Here is a 13,842-nt window from a genome sequence, read left to right on the forward strand (position 1 = left end):
AGGCTATGACTGCTGCCCCGCCTGTCGGCGGTAGAGACAAGGCCCCTTCCGCCGTGGACCGGGCCTACGAGCACACCAAGGCGCACATCATCGAAGGGCGCGTCCCTCCGGGGGAGTGGCTCTCGGAAGGGGAGATCGCCCAAGCGCTCTCGGTGAGCCGCACCCCGGTGCGGGAGGCGTTCTTGCGGCTGCAGGCCGAGGGCATGCTGCGGCTGTATCCGCGCAAAGGCGCCGTGGTCGTCCCCCTGTCGGAGCGCGACGTCGCCGACGTCATGCAGTTGCGCGAGATGGCCGAGGTGTTCGCGGGCCGCCATGCGCTCGCCCTCGAAGACGACGAGCGGGCCGAAGCGCTGGCGGAGCTCGACCGTCTGGTGGCCGAGCAGCGCGCGGTCGGCGAGTCCGACCTCGGGCGCTTCGTCGCGCTCGACCGGGAGTTCCACGCGGCGATCGTCCGTGTCTCGGGCAATCGTCTGCTCGACGAGTTCTACGCCTCGCTGCGCGACAAGCAGGAACGGATGGGCCAAGACGCGCTGCGCCGCGACCCCGCGCGGCTGCGGTCGATCCTCTCGGAGCACGCGGAGCTGGTCGACCGGCTCCGCGCGCGAGACGCGGAGGGGTACGAAGCGGTGCTCGCGCGGCATCTAGAGAGTTCGCGCAAGCTGCTCAGCCGCGTCCGGCGGTCCTGACGGCGACCGGAGGCGGCGCGGGCGCTCGGCGGCGACGCCGGGGCTCCGTCGGAACCGGCGGATTACCGGTAGTTGGTGAATTGCAGGGCAACGTCGAAATCGCTGCCCTTGACCAGGGCGATGACCGCCTGCAAGTCGTCTCGCTTCTTGCTGAAGACGCGCAACTCGTCGCCTTGGACTTGCACGCGGATGCCCTTCGGGCCCTCGTCGCGGATCTTCTTGCCGATCTTCTTGGCCTGCTCCTGGTCGATGCCCTGCTTGAGAGCGGCCTTCACCTGGTAGATCTTGCCGGACGGCGCGGGGTCGTCGAACTTCACGGCCTTCAGCGACAGGCCCCGTTTGATCAGCTTCTCCTTGAACACCTCGACCGCGGCTTTCACGCGCTCCTCGGTCTGCGCGGAGAGCAGCAAGGTCTCGTCGCCGGTCCAGGCGATGGTCGCGTCGACGCCTCGGAAGTCGAACCTGGTCGCGAGTTCCTTCGCCGCCTGGTTCACGGCGTTGTCGGCCTCTTGGCGGTCGACCTTGCTGACGATGTCGAAGGACGAATCGGCCATGGGATACCTCCTAGTGGTCATTCTTTGCAGGTCACAGACTACTGCCTGTATCAAGTGGCGTTCGGCCCGGCGTTCCTGCTACTATGCTCTGCGCACCAACGAGCGGGTGCGCACCTGGCAGATTGCCCGAGCGGCCAATGGGAGCGGACTGTAAATCCGTCGCGCAAGCTACGTAGGTTCGAATCCTACATCTGCCACCAACCCTCGACCAGCATGGCCGAGGGTCGTGCCCATCACTGGGCGCGAAGCACAATCGAATAGGCAAGCATGCCTGTGAAGAGGCAGGCACGCCCCCGCGGCCTCAGTGGTCAGAGAGCGCCGTCTTGGCAAGAAAGAGGCGCTCGGGGCGGAATAATCGAATAGGCAGGCACGCCCCCGCGGCCTCAGTGGTCAGAGAGCGCCGTCTTGGCAAGAAAGAGGCACTTGGGGCGGAATAATCGAATAGGCAGGCACGCCCCCGCGGCCTCAGTGGTCAGAGAGCGCCGTCTTGGCAAGAAAGAGGCACTTGGGGCGGAATAATTGAAGAGGCAGACATGCCCCCGTAGCTCAGTGGTAGAGCACTTTCTTGGTAAGAAAGAGGTCGTCGGTTCGATTCCGCTCGGGGGCTCTCCCGCAGGGCCATTCCCAATGCCCGGCGCGGGGCGATGGACCCCATGAAGTTTTTGCCCTCGGTCGGGCTGAAACCTCGAGGGCGCCCATGGCGGTGTAGCTCAGGTGGTAGAGCAAGCGGCTCATAATCGCTGTGTCGCCGGTTCAAGTCCGGCCACCGCTACGAGGGATCATTTTCGTGGCTTTCCGCACAGGGTTCTTTGCTCGAAATCGCTATTGCCGCAGATGCGCGGCCCCGTCTTGCGCAATCGGCGCGGCGGACCGGCAGAGCGTCTTCGTGCTGTAGTCTGTGCGCACCGGAGCGGCGGTCGGCACCAGAGGCCGCGGCTCTGCGCAAAAGCCTGCGATGAGACGCGGAGGTCGTCGACTGCGCGTCGCCCCGAGCGGGGCCGCAGTCCTGAGTAGATAGAATGTGCGAATGTCAGACAACTTGGAGCGCAATGGCGCGCCGTTCCGCGACTTGTCCGAGCATGTGGGCTATCACTATGTCCATCCGGATTACTACGAGATCTGCCGTGAGGTGATCCGCGACTACGCGAAAGCGGTCCAGGACTACCACCCGTTCCACTGGGACGAGGCTGCGGCGAAGAAGGCCGGGCACCCTGGTTTGATCGCCCCGTTGACGTTCCCCGCCGCGTACGGCATCAGGATCCAAGAGGCCATGTTCTCTGCGCTCAACTACATCCCCGGCCCGATGGTCCAGGCGGAGCAGCGGTTCATCTACCACCGGCCGTTCTACGCGGGCGACAAGGTGCGCTGCGAGGTGGAGGTCACGAGCTTCCGGTCGAGCCTCGGCGCGGACATCACCGAGACGAAGAACTCGGCGTTCCTTTGGGACACCGGGGAGCCCGTGCTCACCGGCTGGACGACGCTCGCCGCGCGCACCGGGGAGGTCATGGACGACAACGTCGCGCGGCTGGCCGACGACGTGATGATGCACGCGAAGCAGTACGACGCGGCGCTCAAAGAGGGGGCGAAGGAGGCCATCTGCCAGGAGTCGCCCGACCGGGTCCTGTGGCCGGAGTCCGCCGAGGCGACGCCGTTGCCGCCGAGCCTGGCCCCGAAGTTCGAGGAAGTGACGGCAGGGGCCGACCTCCCGCAGCGGTCGATCCGGGTGTCGCGCGGCGACTTGATCAACTACGCCGGGATCGCGGCGGACCGCAACCCGATCCACTGGCACGACAAAGTGGCGGGCCTTGCGGGGTTCGACACCGTGATCGCCCACGGCATGCTCACCATGGGCTACGGGGCGACCTACCTCAACGGGTGGGCGGGCGACCCTTCTGCGGTGAAGAAGTACGACGTCCGGTTCGTGAGCCCCGTGCTCGTCCCCGCCGATTCGGCGGCGGAGATCGTGTTCTCGGGGAAGATCCGCTCCCTCGACGCGGCCACCCGCACCGGCGTCGTGGCGCTCACGGCGGTGGCGAACGAGAAGAAGATTTTCGGCAAGGCTCTGGCGACGATCCAGTTCGCGTAAGGCCGAACTGGGCAAACGCCACCTCGTTTTGGCGTTAGCTCAGCTAATTTTAGCGTTAGCCCAGCTAAGCGGATATTTTTCGGTTCGAATAGCCCGCCCTCGGCTTGTAAGTTAGGCGAGCCTTACTAGTGGATCGAGGGGTTTTGAGAGTACATTGCCCGACGTGCCAGAGACGAGCGAGAAGCCACGAGCCACGGATAACACGGTTCCTTACCCGGACTTCGTCGGCAAGACGTACATCCTGCCCGATTATTACGAACTCGGCAGGGAGCAGATTCGCGCCTTCGCGAAGGCGGTGCGCAATTTCGACCCCATTCACCACGACGAAGAGGCCGCGCGCGCGGCGGGATTCCCGTCCCTCGTCGCTCCGCCGACGTTCGCCTCGATCATCGGCCTGCTCATGCAGGAGCGGCTGTTCGAGCACATCGTCAAGGACTACGACCTGAGCCAGACCGTGCAGGCCGAGCAGCGCTTCAGCTTCAAGCGCCCCATCTGCGCCGGCGAGCGGCTGGAATGTTCGGTGACGATGTTGAGCATGCGCCAGGCGGTGGGCGTCGATATCGTCGAGACCGAGAACATCGGTCGGATCTGGGGCACAGAAGAAGTGGTGCTGGTCGGCTACACCAAGGTCGCGGGCTACACCGGCGCAGTGATGGAAGAGTCGCTCAAGGAACTTGTGAGGGATGTGATGATGCATGGCCGTTCGATCTTTTGACGATATCCAGGTCGGAGACGAAATTCCGGCTGCCCAGTACCGGGTCACCCGTGGCGACCTCGTGAACTACGCCGGAGTCGTCGGCGACGCCAACCCGATCCACTTCCACGAGGAGATCGCCAAGGCGGGCGGGTTCGACACGGTCATCGCGCACGGCATGCTCACCATGGGTTACGCGTCGAGCTACATCTCGGAGTGGATCGGCAGCAGCGCGGGCCTGCTCGAGTTCGATGTCCGATTCGTCAGCCCGGTCCTCGTATACGCGAACAAGCCCGCGCAGCTGGAATTCACCGGCAAGGTGAAGTCGCTGGACCCTCAGACGCGCCGAGGCGTCGTCCAGGTCGCCGCCACCAGCGCGGGCAAGAAAATCTTCGGCAAGTCGCTCGCGTCGGTCCAGTTCGCCTGAGCCGCCGCAGGGCCCTTCCTCGAAGCCGATTGGTGTCTCCCGGTATTTTCCGCTAGAATTACTGCCTTGGTGTCGAGGATGGTTCTGTGCTGGGCGCAAGCCAGCGCGCGGAAACGTCCCCGGCTCCGGCGACTACTTGCGGCTGGCGATGGCCAGCTCAGAGGGGTGTAGCTCAGTTGGTAGAGCAGCGGTCTCCAAAACCGCAGGTCGCAGGTTCGAATCCTGTCGCCCCTGCATCTGGTCGCCTCGCCGAACGTCGGCGGTCGAGCAAGCGTAGAACCCTGATCGAGAGGAAGAAGTGAGCGAGAAAAGCGGAGCCTCCGTCGAAGACGGCGAGCTCGAAGCTGCCTCGGGGTCTGCAGACCTGTCGCAAGACGAGCCGCAGGCCGCCTCTCGTGTTCCCGCTCGGCGGGAGCGTCAGTCCGACGAGGACGACGACTTCGCCGAGGACGACAGCGCAGCCGCGCGGCCCACGGGCAAGCGCGCCCGGCGCAGGGCCGCCGCCGAGGAGTCGGGGGACGCGGCCGAGCGTCGGCCCGCGAAGGACTCCAAAGAGGGAAAGAAAGCCAAACGCGCGAGCGGCGGACGCTCCCGCAACCCGTTCGCGGTGGTGGTGCAGTTCTTCCGCGAGGTTATCGCCGAGCTTTCGAAGGTGATTTGGCCGCAGCGGCGGCAGATGGTCTCCTACACGGTCATCGTCATCATCTTCGTGGCCGTCGTCGTCTCCTTCGTCGCACTTCTCGACATCGGCTTCGCGAAGCTGGCGTTGTGGCTGCTGGGATAAGACATGACGCAGAGTGATGACAGTGACGTTGCACGGAAGGAAGATTTTGTGACTGAGCAGAACGAGCAGGCGGAGCAGGACAACGACCTGGCCGTGGTCGACCAAGAGGAGCTGGTCGACTCGGCTGACGGCTCCGCTGCTGTCGACGCTGCCGTCGATGCGTCCGACGAAGCCGCCCCTGAGGCCGGCCAGGCCGAGGTCCAAGACTCCGAGGAAGAGGACGAGGATCCTGCGGCTGCCCTGAAGGCGAAGCTGCGGCGCGCCCCTGGCAAGTGGTACGTCGTGCACTCCTACGCCGGATACGAGAACAAGGTGAAGCTCAACCTGGAGAACCGGGTGCACAACCTCGACGTCGCCGACTACATCTTTCAGATCGAGGTGCCGACCGAAGAGGTCACCGAGGTCAAGAACGGCCAGCGCAAGCTGGTGAACCGCAAGATCCTCCCCGGCTACATCCTGGTGCGGATGGACCTGAACGACGAGTCGTGGAGCACGGTGCGCAACACCCCCGGCGTGACGGGCTTCGTCGGCACGTCGCGTCCCACGCCGCTGACCCTCGACGACGTGGTGAAGTTCTTGCTGCCTCGCCAAGAGCCCAAGAAGACCGCCCCTGCCGCGAAGGCGAAGCAAGGCGACGGCTTCGCGGCGGCCATCGCGCCGGTCGCGCTGGTGGACTACCAGGTCGGCGAGTCGGTCACCGTCAACGACGGGCCTTTCGCCAACTTGGCGGCTTCGATCAGCGAGATCAACGCCGAGCAGCAGAAACTCAAGGTCTTGGTCTCGATCTTCGGTCGGGAGACTCCGGTGGAGCTCTCCTTCAACCAGGTCACCAAGATCTAACGAGCGGTCGAAACGCAAGACTCGAAACACAGCGCAGAGACAAAGAACAACCAAGGAGACAACAACATGCCACCCGCACCCGCCTCCGGCGGCAAGAAGAAGAAAGTCGCCGGCCTCATCAAGCTGCAGATCCAGGCAGGCCAGGCCGACCCCAAGCCCCCGATCGGCCCGGCGCTCGGCCAGCACGGCGTGAACATCATGGAGTTCTGCCGCGCCTACAACGCCGCGACCGAGGCGCAGAAGGGCACGGTCGTCCCGGTGGAGATCACCGTGTACGAGGACCGTTCCTTCGACTTCATCCTCAAGACCCCGCCCGCCGCGAAGCTGATCCTCAAGGCCGCCGGCCTGCAGAAGGGCTCCGGCGTCCCGCACCGCACCAAGGTCGGGCACTTGAGCTGGGACCAGGTCAAGGAGATCGCGAAGGTCAAGCTCCCCGACCTGAACGCCTACGACGTCGAGCACGGCGCGCTGATCATCGCGGGCACCGCCCGGTCGATGGGCGTCACGGTCGACCAGCCCGCCTAGCAGAACAGCCAAAACCACCGTGGGAGAGCCCGCTTCGGCTCGCGTGTTGTGACGAGCTTGCGAGGAGCAAGACCAACAGCACACACCACACAACCTCCCATAAGTAAGGAAGTTCCACAATGAGCAAGCAGTCCAAGGCGTACCGCGCCTCAGCCGAACTCGTCACCAAGGACGAGCTGTACAGCCCGCTCGCGGCGTTCGACCTCGCGAAGCAGACCAGCAAGGTGAAGTTCGACGCCACCGTCGAGGTCGCCTTCCGGCTGGGCGTCGACCCCCGCAAGGCGGACCAGATGGTCCGGGGCACGGTGAACCTGCCGCACGGCACGGGCAAGACCGCGCGGGTCATCGTCTTCGCGGTCGGCGAGAAGGCCGTCCAGGCCGAGCAGGCTGGCGCGGACGCGGTCGGCTCCGACGAGCTGATCGAGCGCATCCAGGGCGGCTGGGTCGACTTCGACGCGGCCATCGCGACCCCCGACCAGATGGCGAAGGTCGGGCGCGTCGCCCGCGTCCTCGGCCCTCGCGGCCTCATGCCGAACCCGAAGACCGGCACCGTGACCGCTGACGTCTCCAAAGCGGTCGCCGACATCAAGGGCGGCAAGATCACCTTCCGCGTGGACAAGCACTCGAACCTGCACGTGGTGGTCGGCAAGGCATCCTTCTCCAAGGAGCAGCTGGTCGAGAACTACGGGGCCATCCTCGACGAGGTGACCCGCTCGAAGCCCGCCGCCGCGAAGGGCCGCTACCTCAAGAAGATCGCCGTGACGACGACGATGGGGCCGTCCATCCTGGTCGACCCGACCCGGACCCGCGCCCTGTTGGAGGCCTGAGCCTCAGGCGTCGCGAAAGCCCCCGGCCAATGGCCGGGGGCTTTCGCCGTTCTCACCTGTGGACAGCCGAATCGGTCATCCACAGTTCCCCAGTCGTCGGCAGGGGGCCTCGGAACCGGCCTGGCGCGCGAGTCAACAGCGCGCTTCGGGCGGAAGGAGGACCGGCGCTGCATGGCTGGCAGTTGGTTCGCCCGCGTTGCCCCGACCTTCGGCGTGTCCTGCGCTCAGGGGTGGGAGCCGCCCGGCTGGGCCACGCCGAAGGTGGGCGGGGCGACGGCGTAGGGGGCTCCATTCGGGGCCACGCCGAACGGCAAAGGATACCGAGGGTCCGCCATGGTCGGGATGTTCGCGTTTCCGTTCGGAGCAACGTCGAACGTCAACGGGCCGGGGATATTCTGATTGGTCGCGTCAGCATGGGGCGGGGGCCGATCCAGTCGCGGAATGTCGACGACTCGCGGGCCCGACTGCGCGCTCGGCGACGGGGTCGGCGATGGAGTCGGCGCGGAAGCCGACGTCGCGGTCATGTGGTCGTATCCGAGCGGATTATCCAGCTCGTCCGGATCGGCGTGCGCATGCCCGACGAGGGGCGCGGCGGCCCCGCTCGCGACGAGCGCGGACGCGAGGAGGAGGCGGAGCCGATATTTCCGCATGTCCCGATCCTACGTGGGTTCTCTGGCTTCGGTAGCCGATACTAGAAAATACTTGTCACACATGCGTCGTCCGCCGACAGCCGTCCCTCCTCGGGCCTGGCGCAACTAGAGCGCGGGTCGGCGGTCTTTCCACGGCTGGGCCTCTTCCAACTGCGCGGCGAGGCGGATCAACAGAGGCTCGGAGCCGAGCGGCCCGACGAATTGCGCGCCGATCGGCAGCCCGCTCGAGGTCCAATGCAGCGGCACGCTCATCGCGGGGCGGCCGGTCACGTTCGCGAGCTGCGTGTACGGCACGGTCCGGTAGTTCGTCATGATCACCTTGCGCGGGATGCCCGTGGCGGCGAGCAGCCCGCCGCCACGCAGGTTGAGGACGTGTCCGGAAAGTTTGGCCAACGCGGCGGGCGTGTCCAGCGAGCCGATCTTCGGCGGAGCCTCGGCGGCGGTCGGGGTCAGGAAGAGGTCGTAGTCGTCGAAGAATCTGGTGAGCGCGACGGTCTGGTCATGCCAACGCTGCCGCGCCCGGAACAAGTCGGTCGCCTTCACTCCCGCGCCGAGCGCGGCGAGGATCCGATTGTCCACTTCGACTTCGGAGATGTCGAAGCCGAGCCGGTCGAGCTCCGCGAGATTGTAGGCGGCTGAGGAGAACCAGAGGGTCAAGAACTCCTCGGCCAGTTCGGTCCAGTTGATGCCCGGCCCAGCTTCCTCGACGTGATGGCCGAGGGATTCGGCGAGCTTCGCCGCAGTGCTCACCGCCTCGACAGCGTCTGCGCTCGCGCCTTCCGGGCGCAGCGGCGAAGCGTGGCTGAAGCCGATCCGAAGCTTGCCGGGATCGACTCCGACTTCCTGGAGCAGAGGACGCTGCGGCAACGCGGAAAGGTAGGACTCGGCGCGTTCGGCGGCGATGGTCACGTCGAGGAGGGCGGCGCTGTCGCGGACGCTGCGCGAGAGCACCCCTTGGGTGGCGTAGCCGTGGAACGCCTCCGGGGCCACAGGAGCCTCGGGCACGAGGCCTCTGCCGGGCTTGAGCCCGAACAGCCCCGCCCAGGAAGCCGGAATCCGGATCGAGCCGCCGCCGTCGCTCGCCCCGGCGGCGGGCACGACGCCCGCCGCGACCGCCGAGGCGGAACCGCCGGAGGACCCGCCTGGGGAGCGGTCGGGGTTCCATGGGTTGCGCGTCGGGCCGTGCAGCTCGGGCTCGGTGACTCCCTTGGAGCCGAACTCCGGGCTATTGGTCTGGCCGAACGGCACGAGGCCCGCGGCCAGCCAGCGCGCGACCGTCGGAGAGGTGAAGGAGGCGATTTGCCCGCGCAAAGCGCGGCTCCCGGAGTCGTCCGGCCAACCCTTGAGCTGTTGGTGCAGGTTCTTCAGAAGGAACGGCACACCCGCGAACGGCCCGTCGAGCTGGCCCTGCGCCCTTTTCCTCGCCCACGCCTCGTGCCGGTGGACCACCGAATTGAGCGTGCCGTCGACGGCTTCGAGCCGGGCGAGCGCCGCGTCGAGCAGTTCGGCGGGCGTGGCCTGTCCGGTTCGGACGAGTTCGGCGAGGCCGAGCGCGTCGTAGGAGGAGTATTCGCCGAAGGTGAGTGCCATGAAGCCACTCTAATCACATCGGGCGACGGCGCGGCGGCCGCCATATCAGGGTCAGCGGGCGCATGCCTCGTGCTCAGCGCGCAATTGCCGCAGCAGCGCGAAGGCTTCGGCGGCGAAGCGCCGCTTTGGAGGCAGCGCGTCTTCCGCCCTCGTCCCAGGGGAACGGCCCCGACAAGGACCGAGCCGGTATGCCCCTTGGACAACGCCGACTATGACGACTATGAACGGGACGACGTTCGCCGTGGCCAATTCGGCCATGACTTTAGGCTTGGCCCTGCTCGGCAGAGGAGAAGGCGGAGGCGATACGTGGCTCAGAGCTGGGAGCTGCGCGCCGGCGCCAGGGAGGCGGCCCGCTCGAAGTTCGCGAACAGGGTCTGGGCGATGTCCGGCAGGAGCGCGGGCGGCAGGGCGTGGCCCATGCCCTCGAAGACGGTGAGCGTGGCTCCGGGGAGCCACTTCGCCAGCGCCCGCCCGTTGCGGCAGGGGATGAGCGGGTCGGCGCTGCCGTGGATCACCGTGACCGGGGCGGTGATCCCGCCGTGGTAGCGGCGCAGGTCGCCGGTGCCGCAGATCGCGTCGAGCTGGCGCAATAGGCCGGTGGAGTCGTCGCAGCGCTGGAACGAGGTCGCGATGGCCTCGCGCAGCTCGTCCTCCGGGTACGGGTAGTGCGGGCCCGCGGAGTGCGCCATGGTGCGGACTTTGAAGTCGATCCGCTGCTCCAGCGTGGCCTCGGGGTCGGGCGCGTCGCGGAGCTTCGCGAGCGTCGCGGGGGTCGGCGGCGCGAAGAAACGCTGCACGGCGGTGGTGAACAGCAGGCTCAGGCTCGCGGTCCGGTCGGGCCGCGTGCCCGCGAAGACCTGCGCGATCATCCCGCCCATCGAAGCCCCGACGATATGCGCGCGCTCGATCCCGAGGGCGTCGAGCACGCCTTGCGCGTCGCTCGCCATGTCCTCGAGCGTGTAGGGCACGCGGCTGGCCAGCCCGAGCTGGCAGCGCAGGAGGCGCATCCAGCGCGGGCCTGGGGCTTGGAGCTCGGGCAGTTTCGTCGAAAGGCCCACGTCCCGGTTGTCGAACCGGACGACGCGGTAGCCCGCGTCGACCAGCATCTCGCAGAAAAGCTCGGGCCAGAACGTCAATTGCGCGCCGAGGCCCATGATGAGCAGCACGGCATCGTCCGCCGGGTCGCCCCAGTCCTCGTAGGCGAGCCGGAGGACGCTGTCGTGCGTCGCCACCTCCGCGAAGCCGTGCCGCACCTGGGGCGCCCCCCACAGGCTACGCTCGCGAGCTTGCGGGGCGAGCCCGTCGAGCCCGTGGGGGAAGCCGGGGCGGGGCTCCGTGATGGTGGTTTGCATTATCAGACAGTCCTCACTATCATGAGCGAGTCGATCGGCAGAGCTGTTGCACAGCTGGAACTGGTCGGCGCATCCGAAGAAGTTCAACCGAAGACCGCTCGGTCATCTGCGAGACAGCTTAAGTTAAGATTCCGTTCACCGTCAACGCGGTGGGAGTCACAACTTGGTTTCGGGGATTGAAAAATGCGTCCGGATCATAGGATTCGGACTGTTGGCCAGCGCAGGGGAAAACGAGTGCCGGACGCCTCCCTCAGGAGCGGTTTTTGCCGCCCCGGACGGACGGTCGCCTCTTTACGCCTTTGCGCCGTCCTCATTCTTTCCTTCCCTCCCTCTCGTCGCGTGGCCGCGCAGTGCTCGGTTGTCCGCTTGACATGAGAAAGGAGGCGGCCCGTTGGTCAAAATCGAAAAGGTCGAAAAGGTCGCTGATATCGCCAAGCGGTTCGAGGAGGCGAATGCTGCCATTGTCACCGAGTACCGGGGTCTGACGATGAGCTCGCTCACCAAGTTGCGCACCGACCTCGGTCGGGAGACGACCTACCTGGTCGCGAAGAACACGCTGGTCAAGCGCGCTGCCGCAGACGCGGGCGTCACGGGGGTCGACGAGCTGTTCGTCGGGCCCACCGCCGTGGCGTTCGTGAACGGCGACATCGTCGAGGCCGCGAAGGTGATCAAGGGCTTCGCCAAGGAGAACCAGGCCCTTGTGGTCAAGGGCGGCTACTTGGACGGCGCGGTCCTGAACGAGAAAGAGGTCATCAAGCTCGCCGACCTGGAGAGCCGCGAAGTGCTGCTCGCCAAAGTGGCTGGCGCCATCAAGGGCGCGCTCGGCTCCGCGCTGGGCCTGCTCAACGCGCCGCTGTCTCAGGTGGCCCGCCTCTCGCAGGCGCTCGCCGACCAGAAGCAGGAAGCTGGCAACTAGCCCGCTGGCGATTGAAGCGCGAGCAGCGCACGGCATCGTTTTCATCCAACATCCGCAAGACCAGGGGCTTCAAGCCCCGATATAGGAAAGGAAGGCCATCATGGCCAAACTCAGCACTGACGAGCTCATCGACGCGTTCAAGGAGCTCACCCTCATCGAGCTGTCCGAGTTCGTGAAGCAGTTCGAGGACGTCTTCGGCGTCACCGCCGCCGCTCCGGTCGCCGTCGCCGCCCCCGGTGGCGCTCCGGGCGCCGCTGCGGCTGAGGCCTCTGCCGAGCAGGACGAGTTCGACGTCATCCTCGACTCCGCCGGCGACAAGAAGATCCAGGTCATCAAGGTCGTCCGCGAGGTCGTCCCCGCCCTGGGCCTGAAGGAGGCCAAGGACCTCGTCGAGGCCGCTCCGAAGCCGGTTCTGGAGAAGGTTTCCAAGGAGGCCGCCGAGGCCGCCAAGGCGAAGCTGGAAGAGGCTGGGGCGACGATCTCCCTCAAGTGAGCATCGCTCTGAGCCGTTTGAGGCCTGCCACCGCGCGGTGGCAGGCCTCAAATCGTCTCGGGGTTCGGCGGACTCGGCGTTGCAACTACGATTTGTGATTTCAGACACCGCCGTGCGAGAATGAGTGCCTGGGAACAGAAAAGCGTGGTCTGGTAGCATCTACACCCATCGGGGCGTAAGTCCGGTCCAAGTTTTTGCAACGGAGAGAGCAAGAGAAAGCAAGAGGCGGTAGTTTGGGCGTCGAGGTGGTCGTCAAGGACCTGACCAAGTCCTTCGGTTCGCAGAACATCTGGCAGGACGTCACGTTGACTTTGCCGCCGGGTGAGGTCAGCGTCCTGCTCGGCCCCTCGGGCACGGGGAAGTCCGTCTTCTTGAAGTCGCTCATCGGCCTGTTGCGACCGGAGCACGGGGAGATCCTCATCGACGGCACCGACATCATGCGGTGCACCACCAAGCGGCTGTACGACATCCGCAAGATGTTCGGCGTGCTGTTCCAGGACGGCGCGCTGTTCGGCTCGATGAACATCTTCGACAACACGGCGTTCCCGTTGCGCGAGCACACCAAGAAGAACGAGAGCGAGATCAAGCGGATCGTCCTCGAGAAGCTCGAGCTGGTGGGCCTCTCCGGCGCGGAGAACAAGCTGCCGGGCGAGATCTCCGGCGGTATGCGCAAGCGCGCGGGCCTGGCCAGGGCGTTGGTGCTCGACCCGGAGATCATTCTGATCGACGAGCCGGACTCCGGCCTCGACCCCGTGCGCACGACCTATATCAGCCAGTTGTTCCTCGACATCAACGCCGAGATCGACGCGACGATCCTGATCGTCACGCACAACATCAACCTGGCGCGGACGGTGCCGGACAACATCGGGATGCTCTACCGGCGCAACCTGGTCATGTTCGGACCGCGCGAGGTGCTGCTCACCAGCGAGGAGCCCTCGGTCAAGCAGTTCCTCAACGGCAGGATGATCGGGCCGATCGGCATGTCCGAGGAGAAGGACGAGGCGCAGATGGCCCAGGAGCAGGCGCTGGTCGACGCCGGTATGCACCACGGCGGCGCCGAGGAGATCGAAGGCATCATCCCGCAGATGCAGGCGACGCCGGGCTTGCCGTTCCGCAAGGCGGTCGCCCGCCGCAAGGAGCGGTTGCAGGGCATGCTGCCGGGGCTGCCGCCCAACGCGCAGGAGGCGATCCGGCGCAGCTGGGCGGACGAGGAGGCCGCGGCCGCGGCGGAGGGCCGAGGCAACGGCTCGACCGCAGCGGCCCCGAAGGCGAGCCAGGCCGTCTGACGGGATCGGAGCAGCGTCCGGCGCGGCTCCCGCCCGCGAGCCACGCCGGGAAGCCGCCCCAAGATATGATGTAGGCTATGCGCCGTGTCGCTTGACGCGGGCGCGATCACAGTGCAAGCTAGACAGCACATG

At 66.3% G+C, this 13,842-nt stretch carries 16 protein-coding genes and 4 tRNA genes; 15 read left to right on the forward strand and 5 right to left on the reverse strand.

The annotated features are described in order from the left end of the window. The first annotated feature begins 5 nt into the window (after positions 1-5). Positions 6-686, forward strand: coding sequence for a GntR family transcriptional regulator (locus HMPREF9336_RS02255; RefSeq protein WP_007471743.1), 681 nt, complete (start codon positions 6-8; stop codon positions 684-686). 62 nt (positions 687-748) lie between these two features. On the opposite strand, the gene HMPREF9336_RS02260 is transcribed toward HMPREF9336_RS02255, so the two are convergent. Then, positions 749-1,240: a YajQ family cyclic di-GMP-binding protein gene (locus HMPREF9336_RS02260; protein ID WP_007471740.1), complete on the reverse strand. Its 492-nt coding sequence runs from the start codon at positions 1,238-1,240 to the stop codon at positions 749-751. A 116-nt stretch (positions 1,241-1,356) separates the two neighbouring features. On the opposite strand from HMPREF9336_RS02260, the gene HMPREF9336_RS02265 reads away from it, so the two are divergent. The 11 genes from HMPREF9336_RS02265 to rplA all read left to right on the forward strand — a co-directional run bounded on the left by HMPREF9336_RS02265 (position 1,357) and on the right by rplA (position 7,423). Continuing rightward, positions 1,357-1,440, forward strand: a tRNA-Tyr gene (locus tag HMPREF9336_RS02265). Positions 1,441-1,775: 335 nt separating this feature from the next. After that, a tRNA-Thr gene (locus HMPREF9336_RS02270) sits at positions 1,776-1,847 on the forward strand. Positions 1,848-1,939: 92 nt separating this feature from the next. After that, positions 1,940-2,012 (forward strand) — tRNA-Met (locus HMPREF9336_RS02275). 255 nt (positions 2,013-2,267) lie between these two features. After that, positions 2,268-3,326 (forward strand): fused (3R)-hydroxyacyl-ACP dehydratase subunits HadA/HadB, encoded by a 1,059-nt coding sequence (locus tag HMPREF9336_RS02280; RefSeq protein WP_007471738.1) that lies wholly within the window; start codon positions 2,268-2,270, stop codon positions 3,324-3,326. A gap of 163 nt (positions 3,327-3,489) precedes the next feature. After that, positions 3,490-4,041, forward strand: coding sequence for a (3R)-hydroxyacyl-ACP dehydratase subunit HadA (gene hadA, locus HMPREF9336_RS02285; RefSeq protein WP_007471736.1), 552 nt, complete (start codon positions 3,490-3,492; stop codon positions 4,039-4,041). Further along, positions 4,022-4,447: a MaoC/PaaZ C-terminal domain-containing protein gene (locus HMPREF9336_RS02290; protein ID WP_007471733.1), complete on the forward strand. Its 426-nt coding sequence runs from the start codon at positions 4,022-4,024 to the stop codon at positions 4,445-4,447. Before hadA ends, HMPREF9336_RS02290 begins: the two co-directional genes overlap by 20 nt. A 161-nt stretch (positions 4,448-4,608) precedes the next feature. Further along, positions 4,609-4,681, forward strand: a tRNA-Trp gene (locus tag HMPREF9336_RS02295). Between the two features lie 64 nt (positions 4,682-4,745). Continuing rightward, the gene (gene secE / locus HMPREF9336_RS02300; RefSeq protein ID WP_007471732.1) at positions 4,746-5,231 is read left to right on the forward strand and encodes a preprotein translocase subunit SecE; all 486 of its coding nucleotides are present in this window, start codon (positions 4,746-4,748) and stop codon (positions 5,229-5,231) included. A 3-nt stretch (positions 5,232-5,234) separates the two neighbouring features. Next, positions 5,235-6,071, forward strand: a complete 837-nt coding sequence (gene nusG, locus HMPREF9336_RS02305; protein ID WP_040584562.1) for a transcription termination/antitermination protein NusG — start codon at positions 5,235-5,237, stop codon at positions 6,069-6,071. A 66-nt stretch (positions 6,072-6,137) separates the two neighbouring features. After that, complete coding sequence (rplK, locus tag HMPREF9336_RS02310; protein WP_007471728.1) at positions 6,138-6,596, forward strand: 50S ribosomal protein L11; 459 nt, start codon at positions 6,138-6,140, stop codon at positions 6,594-6,596. A 119-nt stretch (positions 6,597-6,715) separates the two neighbouring features. Beyond that, complete coding sequence (gene rplA / locus HMPREF9336_RS02315; protein ID WP_007471724.1) at positions 6,716-7,423, forward strand: 50S ribosomal protein L1; 708 nt, start codon at positions 6,716-6,718, stop codon at positions 7,421-7,423. A gap of 224 nt (positions 7,424-7,647) precedes the next feature. On the opposite strand, the gene HMPREF9336_RS02320 is transcribed toward rplA, so the two are convergent. From HMPREF9336_RS02320 to HMPREF9336_RS02330, 4 genes are all read right to left on the reverse strand, one after another. Then, positions 7,648-8,073, reverse strand: a complete 426-nt coding sequence (locus HMPREF9336_RS02320) for a hypothetical protein (RefSeq protein WP_007471722.1) — start codon at positions 8,071-8,073, stop codon at positions 7,648-7,650. Between the two features lie 105 nt (positions 8,074-8,178). Continuing rightward, positions 8,179-9,663, reverse strand: a complete 1,485-nt coding sequence (locus HMPREF9336_RS02325; protein WP_007471720.1) for an amidase — start codon at positions 9,661-9,663, stop codon at positions 8,179-8,181. A 51-nt stretch (positions 9,664-9,714) separates the two neighbouring features. Then, a complete protein-coding gene (locus tag HMPREF9336_RS18230) occupies positions 9,715-9,921 on the reverse strand; it encodes a hypothetical protein (RefSeq protein WP_156920270.1) in 207 nt (68 codons plus the stop codon). A 53-nt stretch (positions 9,922-9,974) separates the two neighbouring features. After that, a complete protein-coding gene (locus tag HMPREF9336_RS02330; RefSeq protein ID WP_007471718.1) occupies positions 9,975-11,015 on the reverse strand; it encodes an alpha/beta fold hydrolase in 1,041 nt (346 codons plus the stop codon). 391 nt (positions 11,016-11,406) lie between these two features. Here HMPREF9336_RS02330 and rplJ point away from each other — a divergent pair, with 391 nt between their 5' ends. From rplJ to HMPREF9336_RS02345, 3 genes are all read left to right on the forward strand, one after another. Then, complete coding sequence (gene rplJ, locus HMPREF9336_RS02335; protein WP_007471717.1) at positions 11,407-11,931, forward strand: 50S ribosomal protein L10; 525 nt, start codon at positions 11,407-11,409, stop codon at positions 11,929-11,931. A 100-nt stretch (positions 11,932-12,031) separates the two neighbouring features. Further along, complete coding sequence (gene rplL / locus HMPREF9336_RS02340; protein ID WP_007471715.1) at positions 12,032-12,424, forward strand: 50S ribosomal protein L7/L12; 393 nt, start codon at positions 12,032-12,034, stop codon at positions 12,422-12,424. Between the two features lie 233 nt (positions 12,425-12,657). Next, positions 12,658-13,710, forward strand: a complete 1,053-nt coding sequence (locus HMPREF9336_RS02345) for an ABC transporter ATP-binding protein (RefSeq protein ID WP_007471713.1) — start codon at positions 12,658-12,660, stop codon at positions 13,708-13,710. The last annotated feature ends 132 nt before the right edge of the window (positions 13,711-13,842 follow it).

Source organism: Segniliparus rugosus ATCC BAA-974, from assembly GCF_000185725.2.
Classification (GTDB): Bacteria; Actinomycetota; Actinomycetes; order Mycobacteriales; family Mycobacteriaceae; genus Segniliparus; species Segniliparus rugosus.

Bases quoted from the DNA above. Each gene is read 5' to 3' on its own strand.
- HMPREF9336_RS02255 (WP_007471743.1), top strand. From the start codon at position 6: ATGACTGCTGCCCCGCCTGTCGGCGGTAGAGACAAGGCCCCTTCCGCC.
- HMPREF9336_RS02260 (WP_007471740.1), bottom strand. From the start codon at position 1,240: ATGGCCGATTCGTCCTTCGACATCGTCAGCAAGGTCGACCGCCAAGAG.
- HMPREF9336_RS02280 (WP_007471738.1), top strand. From the start codon at position 2,268: ATGTCAGACAACTTGGAGCGCAATGGCGCGCCGTTCCGCGACTTGTCC.
- HMPREF9336_RS02290 (WP_007471733.1), top strand. From the start codon at position 4,022: ATGGCCGTTCGATCTTTTGACGATATCCAGGTCGGAGACGAAATTCCG.
- nusG (WP_040584562.1), top strand. From the start codon at position 5,235: ATGACGCAGAGTGATGACAGTGACGTTGCACGGAAGGAAGATTTTGTG.
- rplK (WP_007471728.1), top strand. From the start codon at position 6,138: ATGCCACCCGCACCCGCCTCCGGCGGCAAGAAGAAGAAAGTCGCCGGC.
- rplA (WP_007471724.1), top strand. From the start codon at position 6,716: ATGAGCAAGCAGTCCAAGGCGTACCGCGCCTCAGCCGAACTCGTCACC.
- HMPREF9336_RS02320 (WP_007471722.1), bottom strand. From the start codon at position 8,073: ATGCGGAAATATCGGCTCCGCCTCCTCCTCGCGTCCGCGCTCGTCGCG.
- HMPREF9336_RS02325 (WP_007471720.1), bottom strand. From the start codon at position 9,663: ATGGCACTCACCTTCGGCGAATACTCCTCCTACGACGCGCTCGGCCTC.
- HMPREF9336_RS18230 (WP_156920270.1), bottom strand. From the start codon at position 9,921: ATGGCCGAATTGGCCACGGCGAACGTCGTCCCGTTCATAGTCGTCATA.
- HMPREF9336_RS02330 (WP_007471718.1), bottom strand. From the start codon at position 11,015: ATGCAAACCACCATCACGGAGCCCCGCCCCGGCTTCCCCCACGGGCTC.
- rplL (WP_007471715.1), top strand. From the start codon at position 12,032: ATGGCCAAACTCAGCACTGACGAGCTCATCGACGCGTTCAAGGAGCTC.